Annotated in this window: 17 protein-coding genes; all 17 read left to right on the forward strand. The window is 51.3% G+C overall.

Features of this window, described 5'->3' with window-relative positions:
• Positions 1 to 3: 3 nt before the first annotated feature.
• The 17 genes from AB1500_09925 (at position 4) to AB1500_10005 (ending at position 18913) form a co-directional block, all read left to right on the forward strand.
• Entirely contained in the window at positions 4 to 1377 is a 1374-nt protein-coding gene (locus AB1500_09925; protein MEW6183474.1) for a glycosyltransferase, read from the forward strand.
• 33 nt (positions 1378 to 1410) lie between these two features.
• Entirely contained in the window at positions 1411 to 2418 is a 1008-nt protein-coding gene (locus AB1500_09930) for an N-acetylneuraminate synthase family protein (GenBank protein ID MEW6183475.1), read from the forward strand.
• A 32-nt stretch (positions 2419 to 2450) separates the two neighbouring features.
• Entirely contained in the window at positions 2451 to 3191 is a 741-nt protein-coding gene (locus tag AB1500_09935) for a hypothetical protein (protein ID MEW6183476.1), read from the forward strand.
• A 36-nt stretch (positions 3192 to 3227) separates the two neighbouring features.
• Positions 3228 to 4346 (forward strand): hypothetical protein, encoded by a 1119-nt coding sequence (locus tag AB1500_09940; GenBank protein ID MEW6183477.1) that lies wholly within the window; start codon positions 3228 to 3230, stop codon positions 4344 to 4346.
• Positions 4343 to 5527 carry a glycosyltransferase gene (locus AB1500_09945; GenBank protein ID MEW6183478.1) on the forward strand — a complete coding sequence of 395 codons (1185 nt, stop codon included), beginning with the start codon at positions 4343 to 4345 and terminating at the stop codon, positions 5525 to 5527. Before AB1500_09940 ends, AB1500_09945 begins: the two co-directional genes overlap by 4 nt.
• Positions 5528 to 5763: 236 nt before the next feature.
• A complete protein-coding gene (locus tag AB1500_09950; protein ID MEW6183479.1) occupies positions 5764 to 6468 on the forward strand; it encodes a methyltransferase domain-containing protein in 705 nt (234 codons plus the stop codon).
• A gap of 98 nt (positions 6469 to 6566) precedes the next feature.
• Positions 6567 to 7367, forward strand: a complete 801-nt coding sequence (locus tag AB1500_09955) for a class I SAM-dependent methyltransferase (GenBank protein MEW6183480.1) — start codon at positions 6567 to 6569, stop codon at positions 7365 to 7367.
• A 24-nt stretch (positions 7368 to 7391) separates the two neighbouring features.
• The gene (locus AB1500_09960) at positions 7392 to 8372 is read left to right on the forward strand and encodes a GDP-mannose 4,6-dehydratase (GenBank protein MEW6183481.1); all 981 of its coding nucleotides are present in this window, start codon (positions 7392 to 7394) and stop codon (positions 8370 to 8372) included.
• A complete protein-coding gene (locus AB1500_09965) occupies positions 8369 to 9529 on the forward strand; it encodes a glycosyltransferase family 1 protein (protein ID MEW6183482.1) in 1161 nt (386 codons plus the stop codon). Before AB1500_09960 ends, AB1500_09965 begins: the two co-directional genes overlap by 4 nt.
• Positions 9519 to 10703: a glycosyltransferase family 4 protein gene (locus AB1500_09970; protein MEW6183483.1), complete on the forward strand. Its 1185-nt coding sequence runs from the start codon at positions 9519 to 9521 to the stop codon at positions 10701 to 10703. The genes AB1500_09965 and AB1500_09970 overlap by 11 nt, the downstream gene beginning before the upstream one ends.
• A gap of 99 nt (positions 10704 to 10802) precedes the next feature.
• Complete coding sequence (locus tag AB1500_09975; protein MEW6183484.1) at positions 10803 to 11981, forward strand: glycosyltransferase; 1179 nt, start codon at positions 10803 to 10805, stop codon at positions 11979 to 11981.
• 3 nt (positions 11982 to 11984) lie between these two features.
• A complete protein-coding gene (locus AB1500_09980) occupies positions 11985 to 13358 on the forward strand; it encodes a UDP-glucose/GDP-mannose dehydrogenase family protein (protein ID MEW6183485.1) in 1374 nt (457 codons plus the stop codon).
• The gene (locus AB1500_09985) at positions 13333 to 14313 is read left to right on the forward strand and encodes a UDP-glucuronic acid decarboxylase family protein (protein ID MEW6183486.1); all 981 of its coding nucleotides are present in this window, start codon (positions 13333 to 13335) and stop codon (positions 14311 to 14313) included. The genes AB1500_09980 and AB1500_09985 overlap by 26 nt, the downstream gene beginning before the upstream one ends.
• Positions 14314 to 14367: 54 nt before the next feature.
• Complete coding sequence (locus AB1500_09990; protein MEW6183487.1) at positions 14368 to 15456, forward strand: mannose-1-phosphate guanylyltransferase; 1089 nt, start codon at positions 14368 to 14370, stop codon at positions 15454 to 15456.
• Positions 15440 to 16825, forward strand: coding sequence for a phosphomannomutase/phosphoglucomutase (locus AB1500_09995; GenBank protein MEW6183488.1), 1386 nt, complete (start codon positions 15440 to 15442; stop codon positions 16823 to 16825). The genes AB1500_09990 and AB1500_09995 overlap by 17 nt, the downstream gene beginning before the upstream one ends.
• 69 nt (positions 16826 to 16894) lie before the next feature.
• The gene (locus AB1500_10000) at positions 16895 to 17824 is read left to right on the forward strand and encodes an SDR family oxidoreductase (GenBank protein ID MEW6183489.1); all 930 of its coding nucleotides are present in this window, start codon (positions 16895 to 16897) and stop codon (positions 17822 to 17824) included.
• 72 nt (positions 17825 to 17896) lie between these two features.
• Positions 17897 to 18913, forward strand: a complete 1017-nt coding sequence (locus AB1500_10005; GenBank protein ID MEW6183490.1) for a lysylphosphatidylglycerol synthase transmembrane domain-containing protein — start codon at positions 17897 to 17899, stop codon at positions 18911 to 18913.
• Positions 18914 to 19121 lie beyond the last annotated feature (208 nt).

The following is a 19121-nucleotide window of genomic DNA, read 5'->3' on the forward strand; positions in this document are numbered from 1 at the left end:
TTTATGCCGAAAGTAACTATTTACATACCAACGTACAACTACGGCAAGTACATTAAGCAGGCGATCGAAAGCGTGCTGCGCCAGTCCCATGATTCCTGGGAGTTGATTGTGATTGACGATGCATCAATGGATGAGACCGGGGCAGTCCTGTCAACCTTTGAGGGGCACCCTAAAGTAAGGATTTTAGTCAACCAGCAAAACCTCGGGCTTACCCGTAACTGCAACCGCGCCATAGAGCTGTCGTGCGGCGAGTACATTATGCGGCTGGACGCGGACGATTACCTGGACGAAAACGCTTTGCTGGTTTTAAGCAATACATTGGACCGAAACCCTGAGGTCGCACTTGTCTACCCTGACTACTGGACAATCTCAGAGAATGGAGAGATCCTGAGGCTGGAGCGCCGGAGCAAGGTAAACGACGAGATTGAGTTGATGGACGTCCCCGCGCACGGCGCCTGCTCAATGATCAGAAAATCGTGTCTGCTCGACCTTGGCGGATATAATGAGGATATCCGGTGCCAGGACGGGTATGATCTGTGGTTGAGGCTGATCCGGAAGTATCCGGTTTCAAACGTAAACCTTCCCCTTTTTTACTACCGTCAACATTCGGGCAGCTTGACGACCTATACCGACCGGATTTTACGGACCCGCCAGCGCATCAAACGAGATTTCGTAGAAAGACAGGACATGCCTCCTTTAAAGGTCCTGGCCGTAATACCCGTCAGGGGAGCGGAAACCGCCAACGGTTTACCGCTTGGCATGCGCCGTATCGCGGGAAAACCGCTCATGGACTACACCGTTCAAGCGGCGCTTGAATCGAAAGCCTTGGACCGTATAGCGGTAACCTCCGACAACCGTCAGGTGTTGGAGCACGCAGCTTCCTTCCCGGACGTGGAAACAGTATACAGGAGTCCTGAACTGGCTCGTATGCACTTTCCTATAGAACCGACGGTTTTACATGTTCTGAACAAGCTGAAGGAAAATTCGGGTTATGTGCCCGACGCGGTACTCCTCCTGTATGTCAACGCCCCCTTGCGCCAGGCCCGGCACATACAAAAAGCGATTGACACATTGCAGATTTTTAGTTGCGACAGCGTTATATCGGTAAGGGAGGACGACAGTTTTTTTTACCGGCGTAGAAAACACGGGCTTGAACCGCTTATCAGGGAAAGGCGGCTCCGGCTGGAAAAGGAAATGCTTTACGCCGAAAACGGCGCAATCGTATTGTCAAAAACGGAAACCATAACCCAGTCAAAATTTGTGGGATCTACGGTCAGTCACATATTGATGTCCAGGGAGGAGAGCTTTCAGATAGATTCCGAGTTTGAATTCTGGCTGGTTGAGCAGATATTAGCCGCAAGGCAGATGAAAGAATAAAGGGCTGCTAATAACGAAAGGACGACTGGAACGGTGAAGGTCAACGGTTTTGAAATAGGAAAATCGTATTTTATAATCGCGGAGATAGGCAACAATCACGAGGGCGACTTCGAGACCGCCAAAATGCTGGTGGAAAAAGCAGCGGAGGCCGGAGTCAACGCCGTTAAGTTTCAGACGCTGTGGGCGGAAAAGCTTGTTGCAAGATCTGAGGAACAGCGGTTGTTTCAGTTAAAGAAATTTGAACTTTCAAACGACCAGTACAGGCGATTGGCGGCATTATCGAAATCAAAAGGACTGATCTTCATCTCCACCCCCTTTGACTTCGAAAGCGCCGATATGCTGGACGATCTTGTTCCCGTCTTTAAAATCGCCTCGGGGGACTTAACAAATTATCCTATGATAGAGCACATCGCCAAAAAGGACAAGCCCATCTTTCTATCCACAGGGATGGGAACCGATGAGGAGATTACCGGAGCGCTTCAAACGATTAAGCTGGTTTCTTCACGGCCGTTGAAAGAGAAGGTTGTCCTGCTGCACTGCGTTTCCAGCTACCCCACGCCCATCGATCAGGCCAATCTTCTTTCCATTCCATACCTGCGCGAGCGTTTCAACGTCCTTACCGGATACTCCGACCACACGCTGGGCGCTTTGGCCTGCCAGACGGCCGTTGCCCTCGGCGCCTGTGTCATTGAAAAGCACTTCACGTACCGGAAGCAGGACCAGGTTTTCAGGGACCACCAGCTATCCCTGGAGCCCGGTGAGATGGCGGAACTGGTGAAAAGCATCCGCCAGATAGAGAAATCCCTCGGACAGCCACTGAAAAGCGTTATGGACTGCGAACGGACAAACCGGGAACCGATGCGAAGGAGCGTCGCAGCGCGGCGGGCTTTGCGCGCGGGAGAAATCATCGCAAGAGAAAGCATTACCTTCCTGCGCCCGGCGAACGGGATACCCGCGCAGAACTGGCCGTCCGTGGTCGGCCGCAGAGCGCTCCGGGACATCCCGGAAGGAACGATCTTACGCGAGGAGGACTTGCAATAACAAACCGAAAGTCTGCCGGCGCCGGGAGAACCTTGAAGAGAACAGGCGCCATTAACGGTACGGGCACCAGAACCATGGTGCTGGTCGGGGTCCGGTACGGATCGAAGCGCCTGCCCGGCAAAGCATTGGTCGAAATAGCCGGACAATCAGCGCTTGAGCACTTAATCGACCGGCTGAAACTAGCCTCCATCCCGGCGGGAATCATCGTCTGCACCTCTACCAACCCTGAAAACGACCTGATCGCCGAAACCGCATTACGTAAAGAGGTCGGCTGCTTCAGGGGAAGCGAGGAGAACGTGATGGAGCGTTTCATACAGGCCGCCGATAGGGAGAACGCCGATAATATCGTAAGGGTTACGGGCGACGATATCCTGATAGATTGGGTTCACCTCGACCGGGCTATAGATTACCACAACCGAATGAATGCCGATTATACGTGGTATGGAATTCCCAAAGGAACGGAGACCGAAATTATTTCGACTCCGGCACTGAAGCGGGCTTACAGTTTGCTCAATGACCCGAGCCATCGCGAGCATTTGACTTACGCGGTTAAGCGCCCGGACCTCTTCCGGGTATGCGAAATGCCGGTGGCTGAGAAATACCGTAAAGGTTACAGTTTCACGCTGGATACCGCTGAGGATTTGGAGGTATTAAAAATAATCTTCCACGGCCTTTACGACGGTAGACCTTTCACGCTGGATGAACTGATAACGTTCGTCGAGCGGAACCCGGAACTTAAAGCAAAAGCGACAAGAGAATGTAGGTTTTCCTAGGAATAACGGGATGATTATGAACAAGGAGAATCAGTATTGAAGGCGCTTTGTGTTCCAAATACGGTTTTCGAACTTTACTACCTGAGCGCGGTCGGGTACCTTCTCAAGTTGGCCGAACCGGAAACAGAGCTTCGACTTTTGACCACGCAACGGGTTTTCCGGAAGCTGAATGCAGACCTGGAAAAGTTGTATGCAAGCATCAACGTTGTCAGGTTCCCAGGCCTGGTCCGGCGTCCCTGGTCCGACATGGCTCAAAGCCGGGCTTTCGTGCACCAGCTACGAAAAAAACAAACGGACTTTGATTTCATACTCATTAGTTCTTTTCGGGAGTACTTTGCTAACATCATCTGCCGGCAACTTGGTGACAAGTCACGGCTGGTGGCTTTAAGGATGTGCGACCAGGAACGAGATAGCATGTGTCAATCAAAAAAATTTTTATATCCTTTATACAATAATGTTTTCAACACGTTGTTCGGCGCCTCCACCTTGGAATACCGGTGGAACTCGGACTCAACTTTCAACTACGCGTACTGGTTCAAGCGCAACCCCTATCACCGGACTATCTGCATTTCCGACTGGGGGCAAGGCCACAAGGGTCCGGCCTACAGGTTGCCTCCTCCTTTTGTCGCGCTGCGGCATCTATACGGGATTAATCAGGAAGGTAATGATGAAAAGTCGGTTCTGGTGGCAGGCGAAAGAACCCCGCTTTTCGGCATAGACGACCCGTCTATTCAGGAATTGTACGACGGAATACTGGATTTTATCAAACGGCGCTTTACGGGATACCGTCTACTGTTCAAACCCCGACCGGGGCTGACGGATACCGAAAGACTTAAGCTGGAGGGCTTTGAAATGGTATCCCCCAAGATACCATTCGAAGAGCTGTGCCTGCGCAACCGTTTCAGCAAAGTAATATCGGTCAAATCCACGGCATCCAAGGTAGCGGCATTCTGCGGGCTGCCCGCCTACGTGCTTTACCCAATGTTCAAGCTGCCGGCGAACCTGCGTACGATGCTTGACGCTTATCAATCCGACATGCGTTCGGTTGTTAAGGTTTCGGAACTCGACCAGTTGGCGGAAGACCCCCCGTTCGTGCGCAGTACTGGTCTTGACGAGTTGAGCAGCTCCTTCTGGCAGGCGGTGGCGCAACAGTGAGGTTCTTAATAATAAGCACAGACTATCCCGATTTCCTGGAGTGGGTCTACTCCCGGAATCCCGGCCTTGAAAAGCAGCCCTACGATGAACAGATGCGGGTCCGTAACGAAAGCCTCTTCGGAGTGGCGAACTTTTACTCAAGCAACCTGTGCAAGCTCGGGTACGAGGCTTGGGACATTCACGCCAACAACGGGTTCATGCAGGCGGCCTGGGCAAAAGAACACGGCGCCGCGGGCAAAGACAACGCGCTGACGCAACTTCGCCTGCGCGAGTACTTAAAAAAACTGCGGCGGACGGCTGCCCGGACGCCGCTTAGGCTGTTAAAGCCTTTCTTCCGTCCCGTCTTGCAGTCGCTTGACAGCCGGCAGAACTGGTTTTACGAAATTCTCGCGAAACAGATAAAGCACTACAAGCCCGATATCCTTTTCAATCGGGTAGTTAACAACGTCAGTCCAAATTTTCTTAAAGAGATGAAACCTTATACCCAGTTACTAGTGGGGCAACATGCCGCCACAAAGCTGCCGGAATCGGAAGACTGGGGTTGTTACGACCTGGTCATATCGTCATTCCCGCCAACGATAGATTGGTTCCGGCAGAAGGGCGTCAACTGCGTTTTAAACCGTCTAGCGTTCGAGCCGCAAATCCTTTCGTACTTGAAAGACAGCCGGAAAGACATACCGATAAGTTTTATCGGTTCTTTTCATGCGGTACACAAAAGCCGGATCGAGTTGCTGGAGACCATAGCCGCACGCTTCAGCGAGCTAAAGATTTGGGGACCAAGCATTAACCAGCTTAGAAACAGCCCGGCACTTCAGAAACATTATGCTGGACCCGCATGGGGCCGGGAAATGTACCAAATTCTCCAAAATTCTAAAATTACTTTAAATCATCACGGAGACGTTCCCCCGTACGCAAACAATTGCCGGTTATACGAAGCAACGGGAGTCGGGACCCTTCTTATCACCGACTGGAAACAAAACCTGCACGAGATGTTTGAGCATGGAAAGGAAGTAATCGCTTATCGGACCCCGAAAGAATGCGCCGACCTTATCGGGCACTATCTGGAAAACGACCGGGAACGGGAAACCATCGGCCGCACGGGACAAGATAAAACCCTGCGCGACCATACTTATTATCAAAGGATGCAAGAGTTCGCGGAAGTCATTAAAAAGCAATTATAGAATAAAATAAACTCCTCCAAAGTGAGATGCAAATGAACTTAAAAACGACTATAAAAAGTCTTCTTCCCCCGCTAGTGCAGGACGTGATCAAGGGTTCCAAAAATACGGCTTCCTTAAGGCGTTACATACGTAACAGGATTCCGTGGTCGGATGGGTACACTGCTTTCAAAAATCATTACATTCAGCAAACGCTTGCTGATCAGAGTATCTTAAGTCTTTTTCGCCATGGTTCTTCCTTGCCCTCCGGCTATGGCGTGGGTATCGATGAACGTTGTGTCGAATATCCCTGGTTGGTCGCAAACATGGATGCCGGGCCCGGTTATTTCCTTGATGCGGGGTCCACGCTCAACCACGATTATGTTTTGGAACACCCCGTCTTCCGGCAAAAGAAACTGTGGATCATGACCCTGGCCCCCGAGGACCACTGTTTTTGGCGAAAGGGAATTTCCTATGAGTTTTGTGATTTACGGCAAATACCGATTGTCGACGATTACTTCGATGCTATCGCCTGTCTATCGACTCTCGAACATATCGGATTAGACAACGCGCTGTACACGCATGACGAGTTTTACCGTGAACGGCAACCGAAAGACTTCGTCCGGGCCGTTCAGGAACTGCGGCGGGTGCTTAAGCCCGGCGGCGTGATGTACATAAGCGTGCCATACGGAGCTTACGCCGATCTCGGTGCCTTTCAGCAGTTTGACAAAAATTTGTTATCGCTGGCCGTAGAAGCGTTCGAGCCTTACACTGAAAAAAGCGAGGTTTTTTATCGTTACCGTGAAGACGGGTGGAATACCGCCGGCGCCGAAGAATGCGCCAGCTGTAAGTATGCCGAATGGGTTAGTAAACCGCGCAGCGAATGGCCCAACCCTGTGCCGGTGGAACCGGACCGGGCCGCAGCGGCACGCGCCGTGGCATGCGTTTATTTTACTAAAAAATAATTCTACAGCAATAGAGCATGTCATGGTTGTGGATTTTAAAAGTATATTAGGGTAAGATATATGTTACATTTTAAGATATTATGTCGAGGAAAAACCTATTGACCGATTACAAGATTTGTCCAATTACTGAAAAGCCGATGAAACCAGCATTCTCAGAAAAAATCCTGAGAAAATATAATGTTACCTATTACTTTAGTGAAGAGAGTGGAATGCTGCAGACTGAAACACCGTATTGGCTAGATGAAGCCTATCAGAGTGCCATATCATGCCAAGACACTGGAGTAGTCCGGCGGAATATATCGAATTCCAAAATACTAGAACCCGCTCTTTGCATTTTCTGCAATCCGAATGCAAGGTTCTTGGACATTGGTGGCGGATATGGATTACTAACAAGATTAATGCGTGATATTGGTTTTGATTTTTATACATTAGATCCTTATTGTGAGAACCTTTTTGCTAAAACGTTTGAACCAACAGACGAGTTTAAAGCCGAAGCCCTTACTGCTTTTGAGGTTTTAGAACATATAGAGAACCCAAAAGTATTTTTAGAAACATATTTTAAAAAATATCACACTAGAACAATCTTATTTTCAACTCTAACCTTCAAAGAACCAATCCCAGATAGGAACTGGTGGTATTATTCCTTTGAAAGCGGTCAACATATATCGTTTTATCAACCCAAAACATTAGATTTGTTAGCAAAAATATTTGGATGCAAATACTACATGATTAGTCCCGAATTTCATGTTATTACAGATAAAAACATTTCCCCATTTAAATACCTTATTATGAGAAATAGACATTCATTTACTATTTATTCAGCATATATTCGGTACATAAGAAAGAATCTCAGTAAAACATGGGAAGACCATGCAGCTATGAAATCAAAACAGAATTAACAACGTATAAAAGGTGATACATTAATGAGAAAAGCCTTAATAACCGGAATTACAGGGCAAGACGGATCCTATCTTTCAAAACTACTCCTCAGTAAAGGTTATAAGGTTTACGGAATTACAAGGAGCGCTGCTAGTATCAATTTAAAAAATCTTAAGTTTCTTAGGATAGACAGGGAGGTGGAGATACTTTCGGCTAATCTCCTTGATTTATCAAACATTATCAGGATTCTCGACAAGCACAATCCGGATGAAATATACAATCTAGCATCTCAAAGCTCAGTGGGTCTTTCTTTCGATCAACCCATAGGAACACTCGAATTCAACATAATGAGCACTGTTAATTTACTTGAGGCCGTACGGTTACTGCATCTTGGATCTCGATTTTATCAGGCATCTTCCAGCGAAATGTTTGGAAAGGTGTCCGAATTACCGATAACTGAAGAAACCCCTATGCACCCTATCAGTCCTTACGCTGTTTCCAAAGCATCTGCCCATTGGATTGCTGTGAATTATCGAGAAGCTTATGGGGTTTTTTCCTGTTGCGGGATTCTGTTCAACCATGAGTCGGTCTTACGGGGAAGTAATTTCGTTACAAAAAAAATAATAAACACGGCGGTAAGAATAGCCAAGGGGTCAACAGATAAACTCAAGTTAGGCAATGTTGCTATAAAAAGGGATTGGGGTTATGCACCAGATTATGTGAGAGCTATGTGGTTAATGTTACAGCAGGAAAACCCTGAAGATTATGTTGTCGCTACAGGTGAGTCGCATACCCTGACTGAATTTATTGAATATACTTTTGCTTATTTGGGACTGAATTGGGAGAACCATGTTGTAATTGATAAGGACCTTTATCGGCCTTCGGATATCGACGAGATTTACGGAAACCCACAAAAAGCCAAAACGATTTTAGGGTGGGAGTACCATTTGAGATTCGAAGATTTAATAAAACTGCTGATTGAAGAAGAGCTAACGACTGTGCAGGAGGCACTTTTAGCTGAATGAAAATATCGTTCATCGTATCAGGAGCACATTCATGGCAGGGTAGCTTTACCTATATTAAAGGGCTTGCTCAAGCTCTTAAGTTTTCTTATAAAGATGGAATAGAAGTAAGTTTTATTATATCCTCTAAAGATGTTCCCACAGAGCTTAAGGAAACAGGCATTAATACCGTTTCCTTACCTAGTTTCCCGCGGGGTACTCCTTTATGGGCGATAGAAGGTACCATTAAGCATCTGTTTTCCTATGACATCAGAGGTTTCTTAAAATACAAACAGCTTAAAACTGACGTGTTGTTTGGCCATGTCGTCCAACACCGAAACGGAAGTATACCCACCCTATCTTGGATTCCTGACTTGCAGCATGTCCATCTTCCAGAAATGTTTGAACCTTCGGAACGCCGGTGGAGGAATCGAGTTTTTTTAAAAACAGCCAAAATTTCAAGCCGGATTGTTTTAATGAGTGATGCGGTCGAAAAGGATTTTAAATTGTTTGCACCAAAATATGCACATAAGGCGAGGGTAATAAAGACTGTAAGTTTTATACCGGAGTCAGTTTACGACATCGATTCAAAGTGTGTTTCTCTTCAATACCATTTGCCTGAAAGGTTTATCTACCTACCCAACAGATTTTGGAGACACAAAAACCATGAACTAGTTTTTCGAGTATTAAGACAGTTAAAAGATGAGGGTATAAAAGTTTTTATCGTATGCAGCGGTTATCCGGGTGATCGCCGGTATCCAAATCATTTTAGTGACTTGCTCCAAAAAATTTCGGTCTGGGGTATCCGAGATCAAGTAGCTATTCTCGGCGTGATCCCACGAGAACACATCTTCCCATTAATGCGCCAGTCTGTGTGTGTTATTAATCCTTCGCTGTTCGAAGGACTTGGCTTGACGGTCAACGAAGCCTGGTCGCTTGGCAAGCGTGTTATTCTGTCGGACATACCTGCCCACCGCGATCAAAACCCTCCACAAGCAACTTTTTTCAATCCTTATTCAGAAGAAGACATTGCTTTTAGATTAAAAGAAATGTGGCTTAACATTCCACCAGGACCAGATAATGAATTGGAAGAAAAGGCACGCCAAGACTTGCCGGTAAGGCTGAATGAATGCGCCGGATCATTCTTGTCGGTAACACGTGAGGTTACTGATGTCAAATAATCAAAGACGATCTGATTTTAAAAGCATCAGCGAAAAGATGCATCAGGTACACAATTCACCAATTCATAAAAATTTAAAGGCGGTCGTTATATACCCCGCGGAGCTTGCGTCTCCGCGCGCTACGCCCACCCGCGTTCGTTTAAACATCGAGGCGATTGAACAAAATCTGAAGCTGGAAGTTATAGATCGAGGCGGCAAAAACGATACCCGAGACACCTGGTCTTTGGGGGAAGACAAGAAAAAAGAGCAGAAAGGCAATGCACCGTCAGGGTTTTGGGGATTCACCAAAACGGCGCTCCGGCGATTAGACGAGATCAATCCTGATGCGATTCACGCGGTAACCACGGTAGCCGTTTTGCCGGCCGTACTTTACAAGCGCCGCCATCCTTCAGTCAGGGTTGTTTTTGAGATGCACGGCTTATCTTATTATGAACAGCCGGAACTCCTGCTTCTTAAGCGCCTGGTTTTGGGTTTCATCGACTTTTGGGGCGCCAGACGGGCCGACGCCGTTATCGCAATGAGTTATACTCAGCGTGAACTGATACGCAAGCTTTATCGCGTCAATCCAGACAAAATCCGGGTACTGTGGGGACCGGTCGACCTTAATCTCTTCTACAGCGGTGATCCTCCGCCTTCGCGGCCTTTCATCATAGGTTACTGCGGGAACGACCTTTTCTGGCAGGGGCTGGAGACGGTCTTTGAAGCATGCCGGTTGTTGGAGGCGCACCCGGACATCCGCTTCCTGCTTATGGGCTTTCCTAGTGAACGTTATGCCTCGCTCGGTTTACATAACGCAACCTTTATCGGGCCTTTAACGCGTGAAGAAACGCCGTCTTACATGAATCGCTGTCACGTCTTGCTTTCGCCGAGAATCGCGCACAAGGCTACGGAAACCCAGTACCCCTTCAAGCTTTCGGCATACCTGGCTACCGGAAGGCCGGTGATTGTCACCTCGGTCAACGACCAGCCTGCGGTAATAGAAAAGGCCGGCTGTGGCATGGTCATACCCCCCGGCGACGCCGGGGCGCTGGCTAACGCCATCCTCCATCTCTACCGGATGACCGAAGCAGAAAGATTGACCCTTGGCCGCAACGCGCGTTTTTTCGCCGAAAATAACTTTTCAGTCAAGCATCTGGGAGAAGAATTGTTAAATCTGTGCCGCCATTCGAATTAACACTTGAGGTTTCAAGTGAGGTTTCAAGCCGGATTCTTATAAGCCGCTTTGAGAATTATACATTCAGATGCAAGTGTTTATCAGGATTGGAGGATTCTATTGTCTTGTAAACGCCTGCTTCTTTTAAACACGAATCTTGCCGTGGGCGGGGCCGAAAGGCAGTTGCTTCATGTGGCGCGGTACCTTGACCGTTCCCGCTGGGAGGTATCGGTACTCGTTCTGGAAAAACAGGGGCTGTTTTGCAAAGACCTGCCGGACGACGTAAAGCTGCACGCCCTCTCCGAGCATTTACCTGAAAGCGCGCCGGGAAAGCTGTCCTGGTCCCTCCGGCAGGCCGGCGCCGTCCGGGAGTTCTTGCGCGCCAATAATTTCGACGCGGTCCTGACCTTTCTATGGCTGCCCAGCCTCTTGTGCGCCTTGGCGTTGCGCGGGTTGAAAAGACGCCCGAAATTCGTCTGGTCGGTTCAGTCGGACCTGGAAGCGGATTTCGCCAGCCGGTGGCTGGGCGGGCTGCGTTCATTACTGGTAAAACGGTACATCCCCCCGCAGGTGGCACATTACATTGCCATATCAGAGGGGGTGGCGGGGAAAATAACGAAGGTCCTGAGAATACCTCTCCCGGGGATTACCATTATACCCAATGCAATAGATCTGACAGTTATCGACAAACTGAAGGAGGAGAAGCCAGCTGATTTGAAGAATAAGGCTCCGGGACGGTTGCGGTTGATTTCGGTCGGACGATTGGCCCCGCAAAAGGCCCATCATGATTTGCTGGCCGGTTTTGCGGAAGCATGCAAGTCTTCGGCTCAAGACCTGGAGCTTGTCATCCTGGGAGAAGGTCCGGAAAGGAACCGCCTTGAGTCCTTGATTGCAGAGTTGGGAATCGAAGGGCGTGTCTTCCTGCCCGGGGTTGCCGCGAACCCATATGCCTGGATGTACGAGTCGGATGCTTTCGTGCTCGCTTCGGCATGGGAACCTTTCGGCATTGTAATTACCGAGGCCTTAGCGGCAGGTTTGCCCGTAATTACCACCGCGACCGACGGCGGCAAAGATATTGTCGGATCATCCGGCGCGGGTATAATGGTACCTGTGGGCGATAAGTCGGCATTAAGCCGGGCGATCCTCAGCCTCGTCTCCGCACCGGAAAAACGGGCGGCTTTGGGCCGAAAAGCCCGTGAACGGGCAAAGGACTTCGACGCCGCGGCCATTGTACCTTTGTACGATACGGTTTTAAAACAAGTCACAACCGAACGAATTAACGACGAACAGCGGGGATAACAAATGAATGTAGTCATTGTGGGTCTTGGATGGGTCGGGCTTACGACCGGATCGGTGATGGCCTTTCTTGGCCATGATGTTACAGGGTTTGACGTAAATGAAACACTAGTCGGCCGGTTACAGAAGGGCGAAGCTCCGTTCTTCGAACCCGGTCTGGCTGAATTCACTGAAGCACAACTGGGTGCCGGGCGGCTGAGATTTACTTTGGATTTAAAAAGTGCTTTGGCGCCGGCGGACGTTATTTTTATCGCTGTGGGAACCCCCCTCACAGAAGACGGGCAGACTGTGGATATGCGTTTCGTCAGCCAGGCGGCTATGGACATAGGCATGCATCTTGAAAAAGGACGGTTTCGCGTAATAGTGAATAAGAGTACGGTTCCGGCGGGCTCCAACGGTTGGGTTGATTCCTTCATAGGACAAAGCCTTCAAGAACGCGGGATTATAGGGCAGGTTGATTACGCCGTGGCCAGCAACCCCGAGTTTCTTCGCGAAGGATCAGCCATTCGGGACACAATCTACCCCGACCGGGTAGTGATCGGCGCGGAGGATACCTGCGCCGTGGACACCCTGACGAAGCTTTACCGGCCGATTCTCGAGCAAACCTTTCCGCCCCCGCCGGGATTTCCCCGGGCGGAAGGGTTTAATAAGGTGCCGTTGTTAAAAGTGGACCCGGTGACAGCGGAACTGGTTAAATACGCCGCAAACGCTTTCCTGGCCACTAAAATAAGCTTCATTAACGAAATCGCAAACATCTGTGACCTGGTAGGCGCCAACGTCGCTGACGTCGCCGCGGGTATCGGCCTGGACAGCCGCATCGGTCAGTCCTTCCTGAGCGCCGGTATCGGTTGGGGCGGCAGTTGTTTTCCTAAAGACCTGACGGCGCTGGTGCGCGAAAGCGAAGTTTACGGTTACAACGCCCGGTTGCTTAAAGCAGCCTCGGACGTCAACCAGCTTCAACGAATGGTCGTAGTTAAAAAATTACAGGATGTGCTCAAAACAGTTCGGGGTAAAACGGTCGGTGTCCTGGGACTTTCGTTTAAGCCGAACACCGACGATCTCCGCAGCGCCCCTTCAATAGACATCATTAGGAAACTAACCGAAATCGGGGCCGTGGTTCGGGCATACGACCCGGTTGCCATGGAGCCCTTCGGGAAAATGTACCCTGAGGTTCAGGTGAGCCTTTGCGCAAGCGTCAACGAGGTGGCGGAAGGCGCGGATGCCCTCATTCTTGTGACGGAGTGGCGCGAATTCCTCGATTGTGATTGGCCGAGGATCCGAACGCTTATGCGCACCCCGGTAATCATTGACGGCAGAAATGCATTAAATAAGAGTTATCTGGAGGGCTTGGATTTTGTCTATCGCGGCGTGGGAGTTTGATCCGGCCTGCTTCCGTGACAAGCATATCCTGATCAGTGGAGCGGCCGGTTTTCTCGGAAGCCACATGGTGGATGCGTTGCTGTCTGCGGGAGGCCGGGTCACGGGCGTTGACAATCTTAGTACCGGCAATCTCGAGAACCTTGCTGAAGCCCGTAAAAATCCAAACTTCAGTTTCATCCGTCACGACGTGGTCGGAGAAGTTCCGCTGAAAGGTCTTGTTGATTACGTCGCCCATCTCGCCAGCCCGGCAAGCCCTGTTGACTACCATCGTTTAAGTATCGAGACGATGCTGGTTAACAGCCTTGGAACAAAAAATCTCCTTGACCTGGCGCAGGCATCCAGCGCTGTCTTCTTGCTGGCCAGCACCTCTGAAGTATACGGCGATCCGCTGGTTCACCCCCAGAAAGAGGCTTACTGGGGAAACGTGAATCCCACGGGACCGCGGGCGTGTTACGACGAAAGCAAGCGCTTCGCGGAAGCACTGACCATGGAGTACCACCGCCGCTACGGACTGAATGTTCGAATCGCCAGAATTTTTAACACTTACGGGCCGCGGATGCGCCCTCACGACGGCAGGGTGGTTTCCAATTTTATTACTCAGTCCTTAAAAGACGAACCCTTGACAATTTACGGTGACGGACGGCAGACTCGCAGCTTCGTATACGTCAAGGACGAAATTGACGGACTGGTCCGTCTGCTTGCTGCGCCGCATGTTACAGGTAAAGCGGTGAATATCGGGAACCCGGAAGAACGGACAATACTTAATTTTGCGGAAATGATCGCCGAACTCTGCGGCCGCGATTTTAAAACGGAATTCAGAGAGCTGCCTCTGGACGACCCTTTGCGGCGCTGTCCGGATATTTCTAAAGCGCGGGCGTTGCTGGGCTGGGAACCCGGGATTCCTATTAGGGACGGCTTAAGCAGGACCATATCTTATTTTAAAAATATCCTATAGACATTCGCCAATAGAACACCTGCGAGATTGAGGATAAAAAAGCGGGAGGAGACAATGCCTGACGGTTCGGTTTTTGCCGTAATTCTGGCCGGAGGGGGCGGAGAGCGGTTCTGGCCGCTTAGTTCGAAGGAACAGCCGAAGCAGTTCCTGGAACTCATCGGGGACAGGACCATGCTCCAGCAGACGGTGGACCGGCTTGCCGGTTTCGTGAAGCCTCGGGACATTCTAATCGTCACCGGGCGCGGATTCGGCGAGCTCGCCCGGGAACAGTTGCCCCAGATACCCGCCGGAAACATTATAGAAGAACCCTGCGGACGCGATACCGCGGCGGCCGTGGGATTGGCCGCGGTTTACCTGGAGCGCCGCGATCCTCAGGGGGTTATGGCGGTCCTGCCGGCAGACCATTATATCGCCGATCCGGTGAAATTCTGCCGGGTGCTGGAAATCGCGGTTGAAACCGCCCGGTCCGGCGAATGGCTGGTTACGCTGGGCATCACGCCCACGCGGCCGGAAACCGGCTACGGCTACATCCAGCGCGGAAGGCTGCTTAAAACCGTAGGAAGCACGGCGGTTTATAAGGCGCTGCGCTTTACGGAAAAACCGGATGCCCTTAAGGCGCGCCGGTTTCTCGCCAGCGACAAGTATTTCTGGAACAGCGGAATGTTTGTCTGGCGGATTGACGTGATACTCCAGTTGTTCAAGAAGTATTTACCCGAACTCACCGGCGGCCTGGAGCGTATAGGCAGCGCACTGGGCACGGACCAGGCGGCAAGTATGCTTGAAACGGTATATCCCTCCCTCCCCCGGATTTCCATCGATTACGGCGTTATGGAACAGGCCGCCAACGTTTTGGTGCTGCCCGCCGACTTCGGATGGGACGACGTCGGCACCTGGCCTGCCTGGGCGCGGTACGGCGGCATCCAGGACGGGCAGGGAAACGTCATTGAAGGAAACGGGGTGCTGGTGGAAAGCTCGGGTTGCGTGATACGGGCTTCTAATCACGTGGTGGCCGCTCTGGGCATTCGCGACCTCGTCATTGTTGAGGAAAACGGGCGTTTACTGGTCTGCCCCAAGAACCGCGCCCAGGAGATAAAAAGACTGGTTGCGGCGTTAAAGGAAGCCGGGCATGACGACGCTGTTTAACCCGAACATTTTTCGGGCCTACGACATCAGGGGGGTCGCCGACCGGGACCTGACGCCTGAGGCGGTAACCGCGCTCGGGAAGGCCGTGGGGACCTTAATGATTAACAGCGGGAGCCATAATGTTGTTGTGGGCCGGGATAACCGCCTGAGCTCCCCGAGGCTGCGCGACGCGCTTGTGGGCGGTCTGGTCGGTACCGGGTGTGATATCTGTGACATCGGTGAAGCGGCGACGCCGGTCTTGTATTTTACGTGCGACCATTACGGCGCCGGGGGTGGAGTGATGATTACCGGGAGCCACAACCCCCCGCAAGAAAACGGTTTTAAAATCACTGTCGGAGGAGCAACCATATACGGCGAGGAGATCCTCCGGTTAAAAGAAATAATGACGGCCGGCGCTTTTTCCACCGGAACCGGAACTATAAGGCACGAAAACGCTTCGCGGGCGTACCTCGGGATGCTCCGGGAAAAGATAAAGCTCGGCCCGCGTCGGCTCAAAGTCGCGGTTGACTGCGGCAACGGCACGGGAGCCTTGTTCGCGGAAGAGATACTGCGGGGCTGGGGGTGCAAGGTCATTCCCCTTTTCTGCGTCTCGGACGGAAGCTTCCCCAACCACCAGCCGGACCCGGTTAAGACCGCCAACCTTCAGGAACTCCGGCGCGCGGTTATCGATAAGGACTGCGACCTTGGCGTCGGTTACGACGGGGATGCGGACCGTCTGGGCGTAGTCGACGAAAAAGGTAACATAATCTGGGGCGACCGGCTGCAGATCCTGTTCTGGCGGGAGATCCTGCCGCACAACCCGGGAACGCCGTGCATTGTGGAGGTTAAGTGCTCTCAGGCGCTGGTGGACGAAATAATACGTCTGGGGGGAAGACCTTTCTTCTATAAAACCGGCCACTCGCTTATTAAGGCCAAAATGAAAGAAATCGGGGCGCTCTTTACGGGCGAAATGTCCGGGCATATGTTTTTCGCCGATGAGTACTACGGGTTCGACGACGCCTTTTACGCCACCGGCAGACTGCTGCGCATCCTCTCGCACGCCGGCCTTCCATTATCGCAAATGTTCGCCGATGTTCCCCGGTATTACTCAACCGCGGAAACAAGGATACCGTGCGCCGATGATCAGAAATTTTCCGTGGTCGTTCGGCTTGTCGACCATTTCCGAAAGGGCCACGAAGTCATCGATGTAGACGGCGCGCGGGTGCTGTTCGACGAAGGCTGGGGACTGGTGCGCGCTTCGAACACCCAACCGGTGCTGGTGGCGCGCTGTGAAGCGAAGACTGCGGAAGGTTTGAAGAGGATTTGCAGCGTCATTCAAAAAGCGGTTGTTGCAGCAGCCGGAGTAGAGGATTTCGCATGGGAATTTTAGAAGATGTTTGCAAGACATAGCGCTATATCAAGCTGAACTTAACGAATAGGGATAGAGAAAGGGAAAAACATGACCGCTTACCTTGTAACCGGAGGCGCCGGCTTTATCGGTTCGCACATCGTTGAAGAACTGGTCCGAAAGGGCGAGCGGGTCCGCGTGCTGGACAACCTCTCTTCCGGTAAAAAGGAAAACCTGGCGCATTTAACGAAAAGCATCGAATTCATTGAAGGGGACATAACCAATACCGCGGACGTAGCCCGTTCGGTAGAGGGCGTTGATTATATCCTGCATCAGGCCGCGCTGGCGTCGGTCGACGGGTCGGTCCGGGACCCTTTGCTGACGAACGCGGTGAACATCACCGGCACGCTGAATCTGCTCCAGGCCGCTTGCGATAACAAGATCAAACGTTTCGTCTATGCAGCTTCGTCAGCGGTTTACGGCAACACATCAACGCTCCGCAAGAGCGAAAACCTGTCCGCCGACCCGTTATCCCCATACGCCGTTACCAAGTATACCGGGGAGCTTTACTGCCGGATTTTTTACAGAATATACGGACTGGAGACAGTAGCGCTGCGGTATTTCAACGTATTCGGCCCCAGGCAGGACCCCAATTCCATGTACGCCGCCGTGATACCGCTTTTTATTGCAGCGATCCTGCAAGGGAAAATCCCCGTGATTTACGGCGACGGAGACCAGTCTCGGGATTTTGTCTACGTTTCGGATGTGGTGGAAGCCAACCTTCTGGCGTGCTCGGCGCCGAAAGCCCCCGGGGAAGTACTCAACGTGGGATGCGGCAATCAAATTACCGTCAATCAACTCCTGACTGACTTGAAGAGGATTATGAAAAGCGACGTGACTCCAGTCCATCAGGAAGCCCGTCCCGGTGACGTGCGTCATTCCCTGGCCGACATCACCCGCGCCCGCAAAATATTGGGTTACGAACCCGCCGTTTCGCTGCAGGAAGGCCTACAGAAAACGGTGGCCTGGTTCATGCAGTAAGTATCATTTTAAGACCTTTCTTTTACGTGCTTCAATCATTCTTAGAAACCTCATGCCCAACGGGGGTAAAGAATGTTTCAATCGAGGCTTTTACGTATCGCTATTGGTATTACGGTCAGCCTGGCTTTTCTGGCGGGGGCGTTTTACAAGATACAACCGCCGCAGTTCTGGGCGGCGCTTAAGAGCATAAACGCGGTCAATGTGCTGTTGTGCGTCATGTTCTTCGGGTTAAGCTGTGTCTTCCGGGCGCTGATGTGGCGCCTCACAACGCGGCCGTTAGGACAGGTCGGGTTCTTTACGCTGTTCGGCGGCGTGGTTGTCGGGTATATGGCGAACAACGTCCTGCCCCTGCGGGCGGGCGAGTTGGTGCGGGCTTTCTATCTTGCCGCGCGCTCCGATATCTCCAAAACAGCCGCCTTCTCCACCATCTGCATCGAAAGGGTCCTCGATGTTGTCTCGCTCGCACTGTTGTTGGCGCTTGGGGTCGCATGTGGCATCCAAGGGCTTGCAGTACACACCGCGGAGGTGGCGCTGACGGCGCTGGCCGCGGCGGTCCTGGCAGCAGTCCTTTTAGTGGCGGGGCTTTCCTGGGCTAGCGGGAGAAAGCAAGGCGCTTCAAACTTTTTTGCCCGTCTTTTCGACGTTATCGGCAAATTCGTTCAGCCGGTGCGCCAACTTCAGAAGCCGAAAATCGTTTTGGCCCTGTTGGGGCTGAGCCTTGCGGCCTGGGCCAGCAACTATTTTTCGGTCTTGGCCCTTATCAACGGCGCAGTGGTGTCCCAACTACAGGCGGCACTGTTGCTTCTCCTTTTCGTAAACCTCGGATTGCTCATTCCTTCCTCCCCGGGAGCGCTCGGGGTCATGCAGGTGGCCTTCTGGACGGCGCTGGCCGCGTTCGGCGTCCCCAAGGAACAAAGCCTGGCATACTCCTTCGTCTACCAGGGAGGGCTTTACCTCTTCACCTTTGCGGTGGGACTGTCTTTCCTATTCCGGGCGCATCTGCGGCTGAAGGATGTATCCGGTCAACTCCCAACGCCGGAAGTTCCTCCGGAAGCCACTGAGGTGGCACAAATGAGTCGCCCGAACTGAAGCTCGTGAATACGGTTCACGCCTGATCCGCCTGAATTCTCACTACATGATGCGGCAGCGCGATACACCTTCCCAATAACCGCGCCTTTTTAAAATAATCCTTGACAGCCCAAATTCCAAGCGTTAGGATTAATCAAAAAATAACGTCAAAATATACCATGGTTATTTAAAATATGTAAATAATACATACTATGTCCATTATAAGGTG

This window comes from Bacillota bacterium (assembly GCA_040755295.1).
GTDB lineage: Bacteria > Bacillota > Desulfotomaculia > Desulfotomaculales > Ammonificaceae > SURF-55.